Below are 18857 nucleotides of genomic sequence, written 5' to 3'. Positions count from 1 at the left end.
TCACCACCTTCCTCCTCGCTGAAAGTGCTTTACAACCCGAAGGCCTTCTTCACACACGCGGCATGGCTGCATCAGGCTTGCGCCCATTGTGCAATATTCCCCACTGCTGCCTCCCGTAGGAGTCTGGACCGTGTCTCAGTTCCAGTGTGGCTGGTCATCCTCTCAGACCAGCTAGGGATCGTCGCCTAGGTGAGCCATTACCCCACCTACTAGCTAATCCCATCTGGGCACATCTGATGGCAAGAGGCCCGAAGGTCCCCCTCTTTGGTCTTGCGACGTTATGCGGTATTAGCTACCGTTTCCAGTAGTTATCCCCCTCCATCAGGCAGTTTCCCAGACATTACTCACCCGTCCGCCGCTCGTCACCCGGGGAGCAAGCTCCCCTGTGCTACCGCTCGACTTGCATGTGTTAAGCCTGCCGCCAGCGTTCAATCTGAGCCATGATCAAACTCTTCAATTAAAAGCTTGATGTGCTTCCACTCGAGAAGCGGTGCTCAAAGATTTACTGCATGAATTTTACTTCAGTTAGTCACTCTTCAAGACTTGATATTTTTTTGCATCCGAAGATGCTGGATATCGTCTTGTGGAGTGCCCACACAGATTGTCTGATAAATTGTTAAAGAGCAGTGAGTTAGGCGCTTTCGCTTGCTAACTCGAGGTGGCGTATATTACGCTTTCCTCTTTCAGAGTCAACCCTAATTTTCAGGTTTTTTTCTCTGCGACCCCCGGATACTCTGTGAAGTTGTTCACATGTCCCGTGTCGATGGAGGCGCATTATAGGGAGCCGGTTCAGAATGACAAGCGTTAATATGCATTTTTTATCTGACCGCTCACTATTCATTCGTAACGCCTATTAAACCCGCTTTTTGATGGCTGCCGGCAGGTCCGCCAGGCTGTTTAGCACCCAATCGGCCAGTTTTTCGCCCTGCTCCGTCACCGGCTTGCCGGTACGCACCAGCACCTTGGTGCCGACGCCGGCCGCGATCGCCGCCTGCATGTCTTCCGGTTTATCGCCCACCATATAAGAAGCGGCCATATCGATGTTCAATTCCTGCTGCGCTTGCAGCAACATGCCCGGCTGCGGCTTACGGCAGTCGCACACCTGGCGATACTCTTCTACTGCCGCCTCCGGATGATGCGGGCAGAAATAGATGCCGTCGAAGTCGACGTCGCGATCGGCCAGCGACCAGTCCATCCACTCGGTCAGGTACATAAACTGGTCTTCGCTGAACTTGCCGCGCGCAATGCCGGACTGGTTGGTCACCATCACCAGCGCGAAGCCCATCTTTTTGAGCTCGCGACAGGCGTCGATCACGCCGTCAATAAAGTGGAAGTTGTCGATTTCATGGACATAGCCATGGTCAACATTAATCGTGCCGTCACGATCGAGAAAAATTGCTGGAACGCTTTGTGTCACCGCTTTGCTCCTGAGGGCCTGTATACGCTGACAGTATCGCATGTTTTACCCCACGCTGAGAACGCCGGAGAACGTCGTTGGTCGTTGACTTAGACGTCTAGACGCCTTAACATCTGAGGCATACCTTGGTTCCACGCCGAGGTTTACTTTTATCTAGCCACGGGCAACCACGCTAAAATAAGAAGAATATGATTAAACTTTCTAACATCACTAAAGTGTTCCAGCAGGGTTCGCGCACCATTACCGCGCTCTCTGACGTGACCCTTCACGTTCCTGCCGGGCAAATCTATGGCGTCATCGGTTCCTCCGGCGCCGGTAAAAGCACGCTGATCCGCTGCGCCAACATGCTTGAGCGCCCCACCTCCGGCCAGGTGCTGGTCGATGGCCAGGATCTGACGTCTCTGTCGGAAAGCGAACTGACGCGCGCCCGTCGCCAAATCGGCATGATCTTCCAGCACTTTAACCTGCTCTCTTCCCGTACGGTGTTCGGCAACGTGGCATTGCCGCTGGAGCTGGACAATACGCCGCGCGCCGAGATCAAAAAGCGCGTGACCGAACTGCTGGAACTGGTCGGCCTGGCGGACAAGCACGACGCCTACCCGGCCAACCTGTCCGGCGGCCAGAAACAGCGTGTGGCGATCGCGCGCGCGCTGGCCAGCAACCCTAAAGTGCTGCTGTGCGACGAGGCCACCAGCGCGCTGGATCCGGCCACCACCCGTTCCATCCTGGAACTGCTGAAAGACATCAACCGCCGTCTGGGCCTGACCATTCTGCTCATCACCCATGAAATGGACGTGGTGAAACGCATCTGCGACCAAGTCGCGGTCATCAGCCAGGGGCAGTTGATCGAAAAAGACAGCGTCAGCGAAGTGTTCTCGCACCCGAAAACGCCGCTGGCCCAACAGTTCATTCAGTCCACGCTGCATCTGGATATCCCGGACGACTACGCCGCGCGCCTGTCGCCGGAGCGTCAGGGCGACCGTCAGCCGCTGCTGCGCCTGGAGTTCACCGGTCAGTCGGTCGATGCGCCGCTGCTCTCTGAAGCCGCTCGCCGCTTCAACGTGAACAACAACATTATCAGCGCCCAGATGGATTATGCCGGCGGCGTGAAATTCGGCGTGATGCTGGCGGAGCTGCACGGCAGCGACGAAGACGCGCTGGCGACGATTAAGTTCCTGCAAGAAAATCAGGTAAAAGTAGAGGTTCTGGGTTATGTCTGAGGCAATGATGTGGTTGATGGCGCGTGGCGTGTGGGAAACCGTCATGATGACCTTTGTCTCCGGCTTCTTCGGTTTCGTGCTCGGCCTGCCGGTCGGCGTGCTGTTGTATGTCACCCGCCCGGGGCAGATCATCGCCAACAATTCGCTGTATAAGATCCTGTCCGGGCTGGTGAACATCTTCCGTTCCATCCCGTTCATTATCCTGTTGGTTTGGATGATTCCGTTTACCCGCATGATCGTCGGCACCTCGATCGGTCTGCAAGCGGCGATCGTACCGCTGACCGTCGGCGCCGCGCCGTTCATCGCGCGCATGGTGGAAAACGCCCTGCTGGAGATCCCGTCCGGTCTGGTGGAAGCGGCGCGCGCCATGGGCGCCACGCCGATGCAGATCATCAAGAAAGTGCTGCTGCCGGAGGCCCTGCCGGGCCTGGTCAACGCCGCGACCATCACCCTGATCACCCTGGTGGGCTACTCCGCCATGGGCGGCGCGGTCGGCGCCGGCGGCCTGGGCCAAATCGGTTACCAATACGGTTATATCGGTTATAACGCCACAGTTATGAATACCGTATTAGTATTACTGGTAGTTTTGGTTTATCTGATCCAATTCTGCGGCGATCGCATCGTCAAAGCCGTTACCCATAAATAGTTTCACAGCATATTAATGCGAGTCTAATGAGGAAGGGATATGTCGTTAACATTTAAATCCATCGCGACAATTGGCGCACTGATCGGCACTCTGGCTCTGGCGGGCTGCGGCCAGGATGAAAAGAATCCAAACCACATCAAGGTCGGTGTGATCGTCGGCGCTGAACAGCAAGTGGCCGAAGTGGCGCAGAAAGTGGCGAAAGAGAAATACGGTCTGGACGTTGAGCTGGTCACCTTCAACGACTACGTGCTGCCTAACGAAGCGCTGAGCAAAGGCGATATCGACCTGAACGCCTTCCAGCACAAACCGTATCTGGATCAGCAAATCAAAGATCGCGGCTACAAGCTGGTGCCGGTCGGCAACACCTTTGTTTACCCGATCGCCGGTTACTCCAAGAAAATCAAATCGCTGGACGAGCTGAAAGAGGGTTCTCAGATCGCACTGCCGAACGATCCGACCAACCTGGGCCGTTCGCTGCTGCTGCTGCAGAAAGTCGGTCTGATTAAACTGAAAGACGGCGTTGGCCTGCTGCCGACCGTACTGGACGTGACCGAGAACCCGAAAAACCTGAAGCTGGTTGAGCTGGAAGCCCCTCAGCTGCCGCGCTCTCTGGACGATCAGCAGATCGCGCTGGCGGTGATCAACACCACCTATGCCAGCCAGATCGGCCTGACGCCGGCGAAAGACGGTCTGTTTGTGGAAGATAAAGACTCGCCTTACGTCAACCTGCTGGTTGCGCGCGAAGATAATAAAGACGCGGAAAACGTGAAGAAATTCGTTCAGGCCTACCAGTCTGACGAAGTGGACGCCGCCGCCAACAAAATCTTCAACGGCGGTGCCGTGAAAGGCTGGTAAGCGCTTATTCACCAATTTTATTCCTATAATTGCAAGACGGGCCAAGGCCCGTCTTGTTATTTCCGCCATAGATTGCTTCAATAGCGCCACTTTCATTAAGGCAGAGGAATCTCAATGCGTGTTTTACCTCTCTGTTTGTTAGCGCTCGCGCTGGCCGGATGTTCATCGCAACGTATCGCGCCATCCTCAACAAACAGCACCAGCAAGCCGACCACGACCGCCCCGACCAAGACCACGCCGGCCGCCCGCCCCGCTCCGGTAAAACTGTATAAAAGTGCAGAAGAACTCGTGGGTAAACCATTCCGCGATCTGGGTGAAGTGTCCGGCGAATCGTGCCAAACCACCGTACAAGACTCCCCACCGAATCTGGCTACCGCCCGTAAACGCATGCAAATCCGTGCGTCTTACATGAAGGCCAACGCCGTGCTGCTGCACGACTGCCAGATTGTCAGCGGCGTCGCCGGTTGTTACCAGCAGGCCGTTTGCCAGGGCTCGGCGCTTAACGTCTCGTCTAAATGACCGAATTCGTTTTTGAGCAGATCGGCGTGATCCGCTCGCCTTATAAAGAGAAATTCGCCGTGCCCCGCCAACCGGGGCTGGTCGAAGACGGTGGCGGCGAACTGCTGCTGCTGCCGCCTTACAACCAGGCGGAAGCGGTTCGCGGTCTCAGCGATTTCAGCCATCTGTGGGTGATGTTCATTTTCCATCAAACCATGGAAGGCGGCTGGCGCCCGACGGTACGCCCACCGCGTTTAGGCGGCAATGCCCGCATGGGCGTGTTCGCCACCCGCTCCACCTTCCGCCCCAACCCGCTCGGCATGTCGCTCATTGAGCTCAAAGGCGTACGGGTGAAAAACGGGGAAGTGGCGCTGGAACTGGGCAGCCTCGATCTGGTCGACGGCACCCCGGTGGTGGACATCAAGCCTTATCTGCCGTTCGCCGAGAGCCAACCGCAGGCCCGCGCAGGCTTTGCCCAGGCCGCGCCCGCCGGCGATATGCCGGTGCGTTTCGCGCCGCAGGCGGAACAGCAGCTGCAGCAACATCAGGCGCGCTACCCGCAATTAAGGCGTTTTATCAGCCAGGTGCTGGCACAGGACCCCCGTCCCGCCTATCGTAAAGGAGAGGACGTCGAACGGGATTACGCCGTCTGGCTGCTGGATTTCAACGTGCGCTGGCGCGTCGTGGACGGCCACACCGAAGTGCTGTCGCTCGACCCGCGTTAAAATTCCGCCGCCTCTCTTTTGGCGACCCGCTCGCGCTGGTAAACTAAATCACTTTTTGGCCGCCACTCTGGCAGCCCGATGCAATTTGCAGTTCTAACGGAACCAAAACACCATGCGTACTAGCCAATATCTGCTCTCCACTCTGAAGGAGACACCTGCCGACGCCGAAGTGATCAGCCACCAGCTGATGCTGCGCGCCGGGATGATCCGCAAGCTGGCCTCCGGTCTTTACACCTGGCTGCCGACCGGCCTGCGCGTTCTGAAAAAGGTTGAAAACATCGTTCGCGAAGAAATGAACAATGCTAACGCGATCGAAGTATCCATGCCGGTGGTTCAGCCTGCCGACCTGTGGCAGGAAAGCGGCCGTTGGGAGCAATACGGCCCCGAACTGCTGCGCTTCGTCGACCGCGGCGACCGTCCTTTCGTGCTGGGCCCGACGCATGAAGAAGTGATCACCGATCTGATCCGCAACGAGATCAGCTCGTACAAGCAGCTGCCGCTGAACTTCTTCCAGATCCAGACCAAGTTCCGTGATGAAGTGCGCCCACGTTTCGGCGTGATGCGTTCCCGTGAGTTCCTGATGAAGGATGCCTACTCCTTCCATACCTCGCAGGAGTCTCTGCAGGAGACTTACGACGCGATGTACGAAGCGTACAGCAAAATCTTCAGCCGCATGGGCCTGGATTTCCGCCCGGTGCAGGCCGATACCGGCTCGATCGGCGGCAGTGCGTCGCACGAATTCCAGGTGCTGGCGGACAGCGGTGAAGACGATATCGTGTTCTCCACCGGTTCCGACTTCGCCGCCAACATCGAGCTGGCGGAAGCGGTCGCTCCGGCAGCGCCGCGCGCGGCGGCCAGCGAAGAGCTGCGCCTGGTGGATACGCCAAACGCCAAAACCATCGCCGAGCTGGTCGAGCAATTCCAGCTGCCGGTGGAAAAAACCGTGAAGACGCTGATGGTGCGCGCCACCGAAGAGAGCGGCCATAAACTGGTCGCCCTGCTGGTGCGCGGCGATCACGAGCTGAACGAAATCAAGGCCGAGAAGCTGGCGCAGGTTGCCGCGCCGCTGACCTTCGCCACTGAAGAAGAGATCCGCGCCATCGTCGGAGCCGGCCCGGGTTCCCTCGGCCCGGTCAAGCTGCAGATGCCGGTGGTTGCCGACCGCAGCGTGGCGGCGATGAGCGACTTTGGCGCCGGTGCCAACGTCGACGGCAAACACTACTTCGGCATCAACTGGGAGCGGGATCTGCCGCTGCCGCAGGTGGCCGACATCCGTAACGTGGTGGAAGGTGACGCCAGCCCGGACGGTCAGGGCACGCTGCTGATCAAACGCGGCATCGAAGTGGGCCATATCTTCCAGCTCGGCACCAAGTATTCGGAAGCGATGAAAGCGACCGTACAGGGTGAAGACGGCCGCAACCAGGTGCTGACCATGGGTTGCTACGGCATCGGGGTGACGCGCGTCGTGGCCGCCGCCATCGAGCAGAACCACGACGAACGCGGCATTATCTGGCCGGACGCCATCGCGCCGTTCCAGGTCGCTATTCTGCCGATGAACATGCACAAGTCGTTCCGCGTGCAGGCGCTGGCCGAAGAGCTGTACAACACCCTGCGCTCCCACGGCATCGACGTGATCCTCGATGACCGCAAAGAGCGCCCGGGCGTGATGTTCGCGGATATGGAGCTGATCGGCGTGCCGCACTCTATCGTTATCGGCGACCGTAACCTCGACAACGAAGAGATCGAGTACAAAAACCGCCGCGTCGGCGAGAAGCAAATGATCAAAACCGGTGAAATCGTTGATTTCCTGCTGGGCCAGATCAAACGCTGAACACCGCCCGTCAGCGAATAAAAAACCCGCCTAGGCGGGTTTTTTTATGTCCATGGGGACAGGGGAAGTTAGTTGTTGCTGCAGCTTTTACTGCGGTCGAACGCGATTTTGCCGTCCGGCACCACCGCCTTCTCTATCTGCCCCTCTTCCATCGACGGCTGCACGCTGAAGTGCGCGTTGAAAGTCAGAAACACCGGCTCACCGGCATTCTTATTGGCTTTGGCGTAACCTTGCTCCAGCGCGATGTTGTTATCCACCGGGAACGTGATGCCGGTGGCGCAATCTTTGAACACCGCCGCGTCGGCCATATAGGTGTAGCTGCCTTTCATCACCATCGGCGTTTTAGGCAATGGCTTCTCGACCGGCTCCAGACGATAATTCAGCTTGGAGGCGATCGGCGCGCCGCTGCGATCCAGCATCTCAAGACTCTTGCCCACCGGGCGGAAGTAGCGTTTTTCCCCGGTGCTGTCAGTCAGCACCAGCTTATCCGCCGTGCGCGCCCATTTGCCGTAGTCGGCGAAGGTCTGATCGCCGTCTTTGGTGCCGCGATAAGTTTCTTGCAGCACAAAGGTGCCGTCCTCATCCAGGAACAGCGCCGTATCCAGCCCGCCGCAATCGGCGCAAGGCAACACCCCTTGATAACTCTGCGGCATCGCCTGCAGCGGTTGTTCCTTCGGTTGATAATGATTGTTGCATCCCAACAACGAGAGTGCGCCTGCCGCCAAGAACAGGGCTACCGTAATTTTCTTCACAGTTATTCTCCTACTGTGTTCATGTATTCCTAAGTGCGAACCTTGCCACGCAGCGCCTTGGTGGCGCCCTTACGCGCCTTGCCTTCCAAACGGCGCAATTTTGCCCCTTTGGTCGGCTTGGTCGCCTTGCGCATTTTTTCCACCACCATCGCCTGCTGAATCAGCGCGACCAATCTGGCCAACGCCGCTTCGCGATTCAATTCCTGACTGCGATACTCTTGCGCCTTGATAATCACTACGCCATCAGCGGTAATGAGATGATGATTCAGCGCCAGCAGCCTTTCCTTATAATACTCTGGCAGGCTGGATGCCCGGATGTCAAAGCGCAAATGGATCGCCGTTGAGGTTTTGTTCACGTGCTGGCCACCCGCGCCCTGCGCGCGGATCGCCGTCAATTCCAGCTCATTATCCGGTATGGCTACGTTTCTTGACAGTTCCAGCACCGGTCACACCTGTGCCTGCTGCCACTCGGCAAACTGGATTTCCAGACTATTCTGAGCATCAGACAGCCAAATAGTTCCCTCCTGCAGCGTTGCCTGCAGCGTCATGGTGCGGCTGGCCAGCGCCGTCAGGCGCGCCAGCTGTTCGTCATCGAGGAAGCGCACGCTCAGGTTCTTGTAGCCGGCCACTTTTCCCTGCATCGCCTGCCACCAAACGTGCGCGGCGCGCTCGCCGTAAGCGTACAAGACCACGCGCGGCGACTGGTTGCAGGCCTTGCGGATGCGTTTCTCGTCGGGCAATCCCATCTCGATCCACATTTCCAGCCCGTTGTGGTCGTTGCGCTGCCAGATCTCCGGCTCGTCGTCGGCGCTCAGCCCTTTGGTGAACACCAGCCGCTCGTCGGCGTGGCAGATCCAGGCCAACAGGCGCAGCATCATGCGCTGCTCATTTTCGGACGGGTGTTGCGCCAGCGTCAGCGTGGCGTCGTGGTAGAAGTGACGATCCATATCAGCAATATTGACCGCGGCTTTATAAATGGTTGCTTTCAGCGCCATGGGTGACCTCGTTATTATCCGGCGACAGTGTACTTGATCAGGGCCAAACCCCGCCAGCGCGGCCAGGCTGCGGCAGTGCGAAAGGCGTGCCGGGGTGCTGATAACTCCATAACAGCTGTGCTATAGTCGTCTAGGATAGGATAAAACTCCGAGAGTCTGCGCCTCATCGCGATAGTAGTCTTGATGATGCAGAGGTTCTTAAGGGAGGAAACTGTGCAACAATACTGTGAGTTAGTACGCCGTACTTACGCCGAGATTGGCAGTGGAGATCTTGGCTACGTGCCTGATGCGCTGGCTTGTGCGTTAAAGGCATTGGACGATGTCGCAGCGAACCACGCGCTACCGTCCTCCGTTAGGGAACAGGCGGCCTTTGCCGCCGCTAACTTATTGGTGAGCGACTATGTTGATGAATGATGAGTACCAACCCATCAATTGCGATGACTACGACAACCTGGAACTCGCCTGTCAGCATAAACTTATTCTGAAGCTGGAGTTACGCGACGGAGAAGTGATCGAGGCCAAGGCGATCGACCTGCTGCAAAAGAAACGCGTTGAGTATCTGACCATCGAACAGAACGGCCAGCAGCGCGACCTGCGTCTGGACCATATCAGCAGTTTCAGTCATCCGGAAATCGGTACCGTGGTCGTCAGTCTGTCGGACTGAGCAGCGGTAACCCCATCCCAACAGGGCAGCCCAACGGCTGCCCTCGTCATTTAGGGCTTCAGGCTGGCGTAATAAGCCGCCAGATCGGCGATATCGTCATCCGACAATCCCGACACATAGGCTTTCATCACCTCGGCCTGGCCACCGTTGCGTTCCCCTTTCTTGTACGCCTGCAACGCGTGCTGCAGATACATGGCGTTCTGCCCGGCCAGATTCGGGTACATCGGCACCGTCACCTTGCCCTGCGCGCCGTGGCAGGCCGCGCACGCGGCGGCTTTGGCCTGACCGGCGGCCGCATCCCCCGCCGCCAACGCCGGCAGGCTGAACAGGCCGGCGGCCAACAGCGCGATTTCCACAAACTTCATCATTGCTCCTCACGATTATGATTTTTTTCCCAGCGCAGCCGCCACGGGCGTTCGCCTTCCGGCACCTGCCCCGCCTCACAGACGAATACGCCCAGCGCGGCGATCAGCTGCTCATCATAATAAATCAACGGGATACGTTCACGCTGCCAGGGAGGAATACCCAGCTCCTGCCACAGTTTTTTTATCGGCCGCGAATGGGCGCGCCCCACGATGCGCACCGCGCCCCGTAAGCCGCCGAAACGAATGCTAATCTGCTGCGATGGCAGCGGCGCGCGCAGCGCCAGATCGCCCTCACCGGCAACCAACTGCCCCAGCCCGTCCGGCAACGTCAGCGTCTCGTCAGGCTGCCAGGGCAGATGCACATCGCGCAGTGCCGCCAGCGGCGGCAACAGGTGCAATCGGCCTCGGAAGCGGCGGATCTGATAGGCGCCGAGCTGCAGCTGCGGTTCGGCATCTTCCCGGCTGAGCGCCACCTCCTCCCACAGACGCTGCAACTGCTCACGCGCCGGCATGGTAACGTTGAACAATGCGATCCAGCGCCGCAACAGAGCGAAGCGCCGCACCGGCGAACAGGCCGTCAAACCGTCGATCGCCAATGAGCGATCCGCCGCCAACAGGCTTTGCAGCGGTTCCGCCAGCAGCTCGTCCAACAATTGTTCCTGTTCGGCGCACAGGCTGGCGCTGCGCGCCACCGCCGAAGCGAAGTGCGGCCAACGTTGATTGAGCTGCGGCAACACCTGCAACCGCAGGAAATTGCGATCGAAGCGCGTGTCCTGATTGCTGTCGTCGTCTATCCAGGTTAAGGCGTGGCGTTGCGCGTAATTTTCCAGCGTTTGACGCGAGCAGCCCAGCAGCGGCCGCAACAGCAGGTGCTCGCCCAGCGTGGCGCGCGCCGCCATCGCCGACAATCCCGCCGGCCCGCTGCCGCGCTTGAGCGCCAACAGGAAGGTTTCGCTTTGATCGTCAAGGTGTTGGGCGGTGAGCAGCGCTTCGCCCTCCGCCAATGCTGCACTGAAAGCGGCATAGCGCGCCGCACGCGCCGCCGCTTCGATGCCGCCCTGGCGGGCATCCACCTGCACGTGCGTCACCGTCAGCGGGATCCGCCACTCGGCACACCGGCTGCGGCAATGCTCAACCCAACGGTCGGCAAAGGCGCTCAGGCCATGGTGCACGTGCAGCGCACGTAGCTGCAGCGCCGGACGTTGGCGGCGCAACGCCGCCAGCAGATGCAGCAGCACGCTGGAATCCAGGCCGCCGCTAAACGCCACCAGCAGCCGCTGCTGCGCGCCCAGCTGTTCCGCCACCTGCGTCGTTAATTGATCAGTATCCATCGGTAGGCTTTGTCACTTCTACATAGCTGCACGTTAACCCCGCCTACCGCCATCAATCAAGCATTAACCGTCCGGGCCTGGCGTCGCGTCAGCAGCCACCAGCCGCCCAGCACCGCGATCACCGCCAGCGCACATCCGGCCGCCCCCCAGCCGATCTGGGCGAAAATGCGGCCATACGCCTGCATCGCCGCCCCTTCGATGTGATCCTCGGCGGTCTGATTGGCGATAATGCCCGCCAGATAGTTGGCGATCGAACCGGTGGCCAGCATATAGATGCCGGTCAACACGCCGGTGGCACCAGGGATATTCAGCCGGGTGATCTGCGCCATCGCCACCGGATCGATAAACAGTTCGGCGAAGCCCATCACCGCCAGACCGGCGATCATCAGCCCCATCGATCCCGGCCCGTGCAGCCGGGTATTCAGCGCCATCAGCGTAAAGCCGACGCCGATCAACAGCAGACCGAAGGCGAACTTGCACCAGATGCGCAGCGTGCGATCGCCATCGCCGCTCGCCAGCCACGCCAGCGCCACGCCGCCCAGCATCACCGCACAGGCGTTAACCGACTGGAACAAGGCGGTCGGCACCGTCCAGCCGAACCAGCGCCGATCGACGAAGTGATCGATAAACAGGCTGATGGAGCTGCCGCCCTGCTGGGCGAAAGCCCAGAACAGCGTGCCCAGCAGCATCAGCACAACGATCTGCCACAGCCCCCGGCGCTGGCCGGCATCCGCACGCAGCATAATGCGCGCCACCAGCACCACCGCCGCCACGCACACCAGCCCGAGCAAATAGCCGGCCCAGCCGCGTTCAAACAGCAGCGTGAAGAACAGCGGCGACGCCAGCAGCGCCGCCAGAAGCCAACCCCAGTGCGGCAAACCCAGGCTTTTGGCGCGCATCAGCGGTGCATTCACACCGCGCGTGTGGCGGAAGTGGCGCCCGCCAAGCAGGAAAATCACCAGGCCGGCGAACATGCCGATCCCGGCCAACGCAAAGCCGACGTGCCAGCCATAGCGCTCGGCCGCCAACCCGCAGGCGATCGGCGCCAAAATAGATCCGACGTTGCCGGCGGCGTACAGCAGCGAGAAGCCCCCTTCGCGGCGCGAGTCCTGCGCCGGATACAGTTCGCCCAGCAGGCAGCTGATATTGGATTTGAACAGGCCGTAGCCGCAGATGATGATCGCCAGCGCCAGATAGAGCGACTGGGCGGAGACCGCGCTCAGGCCGAGCACGATATGCCCCAGGGTCATCAGCGCCGCGCCGGCGATCACCGCGACGCGGTTGCCCAGCAGGCGGTCGGCGAGCCAGCCGCCAAGAATAGGAGTGACGTAAACTAACGAAGCGTAAGCGCTGTAGAGATCGATGGCGTGGCTGTCGGTATAGCCGAGTTGGTGGGTCAGATAGAGGATCAATAACGCACGCATGCCGTAAAAGCTGAAATATTCCCAAATTTGTATCGCTACGACATAGTAGATTGCGCGCGGCTGTGAGGGTGTTTTCATGGTGGTCTCCCATCAGTCGGTGAACGACAAAGGGGAAGCGCGAGCGCCTCCCCTCTTATTGGCTGCGGTTATTTCGCCTTCAGCACTTTCACCCGATAACGTCCGTCCGCCTGGCGATAGGCGCCGTGAATGTCGGTTTCAAAGCCCGGATAATGCGCGCCGATTTCGCACAGCATCTGCAGGAACTCCAGCACCGGCCGGCTCTCTTCGGTCAGCATCTCGCCCGGCATCACCAGCGGCACGCCCGGTGGGTATGGGAGGATCATGTTGGCATTGACCTTACCGACCATCTCTTCCAGATAGACCTCTTCCACTTCGCCGTGCAGCTCTTTCTGGAACGCCTGGTACGGATTCATCACCATGGTTGGCAGCACTTCGAACGCGCGGTACATCAGGTCCGGCAAGTTGTGTTGCTCCACCAGGCGGTGAATGTTCTGCGCCAGATCCTGAATGCGCATGTTTTCATAGAAATCAGGCGCTTCCTGATACAGCGAAGGCAGCATGTTTTTCACCCGCAGGTTCAGATCGAACGAGCGTTTGAAGTCGGTCATCGCGCGCAGCAGGCTGAGCGCCTTGGTTTTATCGATGCCGATGCTGAACAGGAACAGCAGGTTGTAAGGCCCGGTTTTCTCGACGATGATGCCGCGTTCGTCGAGGTATTTCGCCACGATGCTGGCCGGGATGCCGAACGGCTGCATCTCGCCTTCCTTGCTCATCCCCGGGGTCAGGATAGTGACCTTGATCGGGTCCAGATACATGTGTTCGTTGTCGATGTTCTTGAAACCGTGCCAGGCGCTGTCGGAGCGCAGCGGCCAGCATTCCGGCTCATCGATATGCTCCGGCTGCCAGACGTCGAAGAACCAGCCGTCGGACTCGACTTTCAGGCGTTTGATCTCTTTGCGGAACTTGATCGCGCGCTCGATAGAGCCGTTGATCAGGCGCTTGCCGGCGTTGCCTTTCATCATCGCCGCGGCGGTTTCGGTCGACGCCACGATGCCGTAGTGCGGCGAAGTGGTGGTGTGCATCATGTAGGCTTCGTTGAAGGTCTCTTCGTTGATATCGCCCTTCACATGAATCATCGAAGCCTGCGAGAAGGCCGCCAGCAGTTTGTGGGTGGACTGGGTTTCGTAGATCACCTTGCCCTCCACGCGGCCGCCGCTCATGCCGCACTTGCCTTTATAGATCGGATGGAAGTTGGTGTAAGGCACCCAGGCGGAGTCGAAATGGATCGACTTCACGTCCAGAGTGTTCTTGATAAAGTCGGTGTTGTACAGCAGGCCGTCATAGGTGGAGTTAGTGATCACCGCATGCACCGGCCAGGTAGCGTTCGGGGTCTCCTTCACGCGTTTGGCGATGGTGGCGCGCTGGAACTCGCTCTGCGGAATGCCGCCGAGGATGCCGTAGGCATTGCGGGTCGGGCGGAAGTAGATCGGCGTGATGTCGCTCATCATCATCAGGTGAGTCAGCGATTTGTGGCAGTTACGGTCAATCAGCACCGTGCTGCCCGCCGGCGCCGAATACATGCCGACGATCTTGTTGGCGGTGGAGGTGCCGTTGGTCACCATGTAGCTGCGTTCTGCGTTGAACACGCGGGAAATGTACTCTTCCGCCTCTTTGTGCGGGCCGGAGTGATCCAGCAACGATCCCAGTTCGGACACCGAAATCGAAATATCCGACTTCATGGTGTTCGGGCCGAAGAAATCGTAGAACAGGCTGCCCACCGGGCTTTTCTGGAACGCGGTGCCGCCCATGTGGCCCGGCGTACAGAAAGTGTATTTGCCTTCGCGCACGTATTTGAACAGCGCCTTGGTCAACGGCGGCAGGATGGTGTCGATATACTCGTCGGTGTTCTGTTTGATCTTGGCGGCGATGTCGGTTGCCGCGCCGAGCGCATACTCGAAGAAGCGCACCTGCATGCGCAGATCGTTCAGGCTGACGTCCAACGTGGAATAGGTGTTGGCGAATGCGTACAGCGGCATGTATTCGTTCAGCTGGCTGATCTCTTCGCACAGCTCCAGATTGTATTTGTCCCAGTCGAAGATCACCCCGCACAGACGGGCGTTGTTCTCGATCAGTTTCAGCAGGTCTTCGCGATCGTTAGGGTAAACGATGCGGAAATCCAGACTTTCCAGCGCCTGATGCAGTTCACGGATAGGCTCTTCTTTGAAGTAGACACCCATGTGATTCATGATGGCGATAACGTTCATATGCATTTCTCCTGGCAAAGCAAGCCCCTTCCCGTCGCGGCTGACAGGTCGGAAAGAAAGGGGCTGGGTAAATTCAGTCGGTCAGCGGACGCGAATCAGTGCGCTTTGGCCGTGGTGTTTTCATCGACCGCCGCTGCATTGGCAGCCTGGCGGGTATTCATTTTCCGGGCGTAGAACATCAGGATAATCAGGCTGATGATAAAGGTGCCGGACAGTTCGAAAGAGTTGGCGCCCATCAGCGCGATGAAGCAGAAGCCGCAGCCGCACACCGAAGCGATCAGGCTCAGCAGGTTGCGCACGTTGACCCCTTCGAAGCGAATCAGGTCTACGCAGGAGTAGAAGTAAGGCAGCATGGTCAGCAGCACCGCGATGCCGGTCAGCTCGCCGAACAGATCGGAAGCCTTGCCGCCGGCGGAGCTCATCAGGGTGATCAGCACCATCAGCGCGGTCATTTTGCAGCTCGCGAGCAGCAGGCCTTTTTTCGGAATGCCGTTTTTATCCAGCTCGCCGTACACTTTCGGGAAGTTGCCGTCGTTGGCGGCGCGCACCCCGGCCTGGCCGACCAGCATCATCCATGACCCGAGCGAGGTCAGGCAGGCAAAGGCGGTGAACGCGGAAACCATCGGTGCCGCCCAGTTGCCCATAATCGCCGAGGCGCTGATGGCGAACGGCGCGCCGCTGGCGGCCATTTCAGACGCCGGGAACATGCCGCTGATCACCTGGGTGGCGGCGATGTAGATGATGCCCGCCAGGCCGGTGCCAAGCATGGTCGCCAGCGGCACGGTGCGTTTCGGGTTTTTCACCATGCCGGTGCTGACCGCCGCGGATTCCACGCCGATGAACGCCCACAGGCACAGCAGAATACTTTTGATGACCGCATGGCTGTCGGTGGTGCCGGAGGTATTCCAGTTAGCCTGGTAGGTGGCGGCGTCAAACCAGTGCCAGCCGAGGGTGGCGGTTACGATCACCGGGATCAGCACCAGCACCAGGCCCAGGGTGGTCAAGCGGCTGACCCAGGTCCCGCCCAGCATGTTGACGAAGGTGAAGATCCACACGATGGCGATACAGGCGATGCCGGCAGGCACCGGGTTGTTCAACGCCGGGAAGAAGGTGGAGAGATAAGAAACGGCGGTAATGCCGATGGCCAGGTTGCCGATCCAGTTGGCATGGTAATAAAGCACGCCGGTCTGGAAGCCGAACGCCGGGGAAATTTCACCGGCGTAGGCGATAGGGCCGCCCTGCTGCGGGTTTTTGGTCGCGAGGCGGGCGTACACGTAGGCCAGCGACATCGCCCCGATAATCGAGATCACCCATCCCCAAATGGCGATGGATCCGAGACTCGCCAGGTTGGCGGGCAATAAGGCAATCCCGCTCCCCATCATATTACCGGCGACTACGCCGGTGCAGGCAATAAGCCCTATTTTCTTGGGTGAAGCCATGGTCAGTTTCTCCTGATTTACGTTTCTTATAAGCCACACCCATAAATAAAAGATTTTAATGAGCCGGCTTGATAGTCAGGATGCTAACCATCGGCAGAAATAAAGTCCTAAAGATAAAGTGAGATTACGCTCATGATCATACAAATGATAATCTGAGGTTTTTGATTAACACATCAAGATAAAAAGGTAAGCTAAAGAAAAGATAAACATCGTTAAAAAACAGGATAATAACCAGGTTAATCACGGATAACAAACGGCAGAAAAGGAACGATATTGCGCAGCAAAATAACACAATGACGCAACATATCTTCACCAATAAATAACGCCGCCGGAATTCCCTGAGAATAATGGCGGCGTGGTTCTGGTGAATTATTGGCGCTGATAGTTATTTAAATAAGGCACCACGTTGGTCAATGACGTCTGGAATACGCCATTGGTGATCCAATGCAAGGTATCTTCACCGGGGCGCAGGTTGAACGCGGTAATATAAGAATCCGCCGCCAAATGATTCTGCCCCTGCATTTCATACACTTTGCCCAGCAGCACATAATTCAGCCACGACATTTGCAACTCAATCCCCAGCTCGATCGCCCGGTGCGCATCGTCAATGCGTCCCTGCGCCAGCGCATCAACCGCCAGAACTTGCTGCACGATCGGCGTATTTTTCAATTCGGGGATCGTCGCCAGATGGCTGATATCGGCGCGCAATTGCGCCAGCCCCTGGCTGTCGAACGGTTGATAAGAGTTGCGCAGCACATCCACCAGCGCTTTTTCCGCCAGCAGGTAGTGGAAATTAGGCGCGCTTTTAATCAGCTCGCTCAGCTGCGCGCTGGCGCGAGTCAACGAATCGGCGTCGCCGTGGATCAACAATTGATGCGCCTGGTAGAAGCGCTGCAGCAGCGGCCCGTTGTCCGGCAGCAGCTGTGCCAGACGCTGTTCCAGCTGCGGCGGCCAGGGCTGTTTCAGCGCGGCGGACAGGCTGGCAAGGAAGTCGCTTTGGATCTTCAGCTGGTTATCGGCGGTAATGAAGTAACGCTTGTCCAACATGATTGAGCTGTCGGCGTTATCCACCAGCCGTACGGACAGGAAACACTGCTGGGCGCGGTAGTGGCGCTGATTAACGAACTCGATATACAGCGACTTGCCCGAGTTGCTGGGGCCGGAATAGTTGTAATTGGTTTGGTCGTGCACCAGGAAGGTCGAGTAGGTGTTGAGCGAATCGGTGATCAGCTCGCTGACGCCCACCACATAGGAGAGCTGCGGCATCCAGTTGCTGCAGCTCTCGCCGCCCTGAATGCGGATATCGATATCGCGCGGATTGAGCAGCACCGGCATGGTCGATACCGGCACGCGCTGCGACAGCGTTGCGATGCCGACAAACGCCACGCAGACGCTGAGCGCCGCCAGAAACGCCAGCCACACCCAGAACGTCGAGCGGCGATAAAAGCGCGGCTGCTTTTCGCCGGGCGCGGCAACCGGCGTTCGGGTCCGGCTCGGCGGCACGTACGGCGTATCGTCTTCATCATCGCTGCCGTCTTCCGGCTCATGCATGATCACCGCAATCTGCGGCGCCGGCGCAGGGGCGGGCTGCGACCCCCCGTCTTCACACCAGATCACCGAAGCCGCCAACTTATACCCGCGCTTAGGCACGGTGATAATGTATTCCGGACTGTCGCTGTCGCCGTCTTTCAGGTATTTGCGCAGTTCTGAAATGCATTGGGTCACCACGTGATTAGTGACGATATTGCGCTTCCAAACGCTATCGATCAGCTCGTCGCGGCTCAGCACCACATCGGGGTGCCGGGCGAAATAGCACAGCATGTCGATCAGGCGCGGTTCCAGCGTTTTCTGGCGGCCGTCACGGCTGATGGTATTGTCGGCAGGGGTAACCAGCCACTCCCCGACGCGAAAAGCAGGCTCTTGCATGGCGGAAATAACTCTGTAGGCATGTGGGGCAAGGGCGCGATCATAGCATAATCGCCCCCGGCTGTGGCCGCCGGGAGGCGATTAAGCCGTTAACTCTCGTATAATTCTAACGGTAAACCATCGGGATCGCTGAAAAAGGTAAAACGAGATTGAGTATAAGGATCGACGCGTACCGGTTCGCAGGCGACGCCGGCCGCCTGCAGATGGGCGATGGCTTGGTCTATATCGTCAACGCTGAACGCCAGATGGCGCAGGCCGCAAGCCTCCGGGCGGCTGACGCGGGCCGGCGGCGAAGGGAAAGAAAACAGCTCGAGGGTGTATTGCCCGTTGAGCGCCAGATCCGCTTTCCAGGAGTCACGCTCCTCGCGGTAAACTTCACTCAGCAGGGTAAAACCGAGAATGTCGCAATAGAAATGCTTACTGGCGGCGTAGTCCGCGCCAATGATCGCGATGTGATGCACCTGACGTAATGCCAGCATAGAAA

At 58.7% G+C, this 18857-nt stretch carries 19 protein-coding genes and 1 rRNA gene; 8 read left to right on the top strand and 12 right to left on the bottom strand.

Going from position 1 to position 18857, the window contains the following annotated elements; translation table 11 throughout:
* Together HWW83_RS15180 and gmhB are read right to left on the bottom strand one after the other, a co-directional pair.
* Positions 1–460 (bottom strand): 16S ribosomal RNA (locus tag HWW83_RS15180); the annotation flags it as partial.
* A 393-nt stretch (positions 461–853) separates the two neighbouring features.
* A complete protein-coding gene (gene gmhB, locus HWW83_RS15175) occupies positions 854–1417 on the bottom strand; it encodes a D-glycero-beta-D-manno-heptose 1,7-bisphosphate 7-phosphatase (protein WP_025304009.1) in 564 nt (187 codons plus the stop codon).
* A gap of 188 nt (positions 1418–1605) precedes the next feature.
* Between gmhB and metN the strand changes: the two genes are divergently transcribed.
* The 6 genes from metN (at position 1606) to proS (ending at position 7192) form a co-directional block, all read left to right on the top strand.
* Positions 1606–2637, top strand: a complete 1032-nt coding sequence (metN, locus tag HWW83_RS15170) for a methionine ABC transporter ATP-binding protein MetN (RefSeq protein WP_004932012.1) — start codon at positions 1606–1608, stop codon at positions 2635–2637.
* Complete coding sequence (locus HWW83_RS15165; protein WP_004932010.1) at positions 2630–3283, top strand: methionine ABC transporter permease MetI; 654 nt, start codon at positions 2630–2632, stop codon at positions 3281–3283. Before metN ends, HWW83_RS15165 begins: the two co-directional genes overlap by 8 nt.
* A gap of 39 nt (positions 3284–3322) precedes the next feature.
* Entirely contained in the window at positions 3323–4138 is an 816-nt protein-coding gene (locus HWW83_RS15160; RefSeq protein ID WP_033644900.1) for a MetQ/NlpA family lipoprotein, read from the top strand.
* 114 nt (positions 4139–4252) lie between these two features.
* Positions 4253–4657, top strand: coding sequence for an envelope stress sensor lipoprotein RcsF (gene rcsF, locus HWW83_RS15155; RefSeq protein WP_033644899.1), 405 nt, complete (start codon positions 4253–4255; stop codon positions 4655–4657).
* Positions 4654–5361 carry a tRNA (N6-threonylcarbamoyladenosine(37)-N6)-methyltransferase TrmO gene (tsaA, locus tag HWW83_RS15150; RefSeq protein WP_033644898.1) on the top strand — a complete coding sequence of 236 codons (708 nt, stop codon included), beginning with the start codon at positions 4654–4656 and terminating at the stop codon, positions 5359–5361. Before rcsF ends, tsaA begins: the two co-directional genes overlap by 4 nt.
* Positions 5362–5473: 112 nt before the next feature.
* Positions 5474–7192 (top strand): proline--tRNA ligase, encoded by a 1719-nt coding sequence (proS, locus tag HWW83_RS15145; protein WP_033644896.1) that lies wholly within the window; start codon positions 5474–5476, stop codon positions 7190–7192.
* Positions 7193–7260: 68 nt separating this feature from the next.
* On the opposite strand, the gene nlpE is transcribed toward proS, so the two are convergent.
* From nlpE to HWW83_RS15130, 3 genes are read right to left on the bottom strand one after another with little or no spacing between them, the layout of a single operon-like run.
* Complete coding sequence (gene nlpE / locus HWW83_RS15140; protein ID WP_060660320.1) at positions 7261–7944, bottom strand: envelope stress response activation lipoprotein NlpE; 684 nt, start codon at positions 7942–7944, stop codon at positions 7261–7263.
* A 29-nt stretch (positions 7945–7973) separates the two neighbouring features.
* A complete protein-coding gene (arfB, locus tag HWW83_RS15135; RefSeq protein WP_033644893.1) occupies positions 7974–8387 on the bottom strand; it encodes an alternative ribosome rescue aminoacyl-tRNA hydrolase ArfB in 414 nt (137 codons plus the stop codon).
* Between the two features lie 3 nt (positions 8388–8390).
* Positions 8391–8939, bottom strand: a complete 549-nt coding sequence (locus HWW83_RS15130; RefSeq protein ID WP_033644891.1) for a YaeQ family protein — start codon at positions 8937–8939, stop codon at positions 8391–8393.
* Between the two features lie 213 nt (positions 8940–9152).
* Between HWW83_RS15130 and HWW83_RS15125 the strand changes: the two genes are divergently transcribed.
* Positions 9153–9353, top strand: coding sequence for a YaeP family protein (locus HWW83_RS15125; RefSeq protein ID WP_033652508.1), 201 nt, complete (start codon positions 9153–9155; stop codon positions 9351–9353).
* The gene (gene rof, locus HWW83_RS15120) at positions 9340–9603 is read left to right on the top strand and encodes a Rho-binding antiterminator (protein ID WP_004931991.1); all 264 of its coding nucleotides are present in this window, start codon (positions 9340–9342) and stop codon (positions 9601–9603) included. Before HWW83_RS15125 ends, rof begins: the two co-directional genes overlap by 14 nt.
* Positions 9604–9653: 50 nt before the next feature.
* Here rof and HWW83_RS15115 read toward each other — a convergent pair whose 3' ends face one another.
* The 7 genes from HWW83_RS15115 to HWW83_RS15085 all read right to left on the bottom strand — a co-directional run bounded on the left by HWW83_RS15115 (position 9654) and on the right by HWW83_RS15085 (position 18852).
* Positions 9654–9968, bottom strand: coding sequence for a c-type cytochrome (locus HWW83_RS15115; protein WP_025304017.1), 315 nt, complete (start codon positions 9966–9968; stop codon positions 9654–9656).
* On the bottom strand, positions 9968–11299 hold the full coding sequence (gene tilS / locus HWW83_RS15110) for a tRNA lysidine(34) synthetase TilS (RefSeq protein WP_069100480.1): 1332 nt from the start codon (positions 11297–11299) through the stop codon (positions 9968–9970). Before tilS ends, HWW83_RS15115 begins: the two co-directional genes overlap by 1 nt.
* A 56-nt stretch (positions 11300–11355) precedes the next feature.
* The gene (gene dtpD, locus HWW83_RS15105; protein WP_042785258.1) at positions 11356–12801 is read right to left on the bottom strand and encodes a dipeptide permease DtpD; all 1446 of its coding nucleotides are present in this window, start codon (positions 12799–12801) and stop codon (positions 11356–11358) included.
* A 68-nt stretch (positions 12802–12869) separates the two neighbouring features.
* Positions 12870–15008, bottom strand: a complete 2139-nt coding sequence (cadA, locus tag HWW83_RS15100; protein WP_033635725.1) for a lysine decarboxylase CadA — start codon at positions 15006–15008, stop codon at positions 12870–12872.
* Between the two features lie 95 nt (positions 15009–15103).
* Positions 15104–16447 carry a cadaverine/lysine antiporter gene (cadB, locus tag HWW83_RS15095; RefSeq protein WP_033644886.1) on the bottom strand — a complete coding sequence of 448 codons (1344 nt, stop codon included), beginning with the start codon at positions 16445–16447 and terminating at the stop codon, positions 15104–15106.
* 369 nt (positions 16448–16816) lie between these two features.
* Positions 16817–18373 (bottom strand): lysine decarboxylation/transport transcriptional activator CadC, encoded by a 1557-nt coding sequence (cadC, locus tag HWW83_RS15090; protein WP_060660316.1) that lies wholly within the window; start codon positions 18371–18373, stop codon positions 16817–16819.
* Positions 18374–18462: 89 nt separating this feature from the next.
* On the bottom strand, positions 18463–18852 hold the full coding sequence (locus tag HWW83_RS15085; RefSeq protein WP_047026598.1) for a VOC family protein: 390 nt from the start codon (positions 18850–18852) through the stop codon (positions 18463–18465).
* Positions 18853–18857: the final 5 nt, after the last annotated feature.

The sequence above is a fragment of the Serratia ureilytica genome (assembly GCF_013375155.1).
GTDB lineage: Bacteria > Pseudomonadota > Gammaproteobacteria > Enterobacterales > Enterobacteriaceae > Serratia > Serratia ureilytica.
The sequence above is the reverse complement of the archived record's forward strand: the minus strand, read 5'-3'. Positions and strand labels throughout refer to the sequence as shown.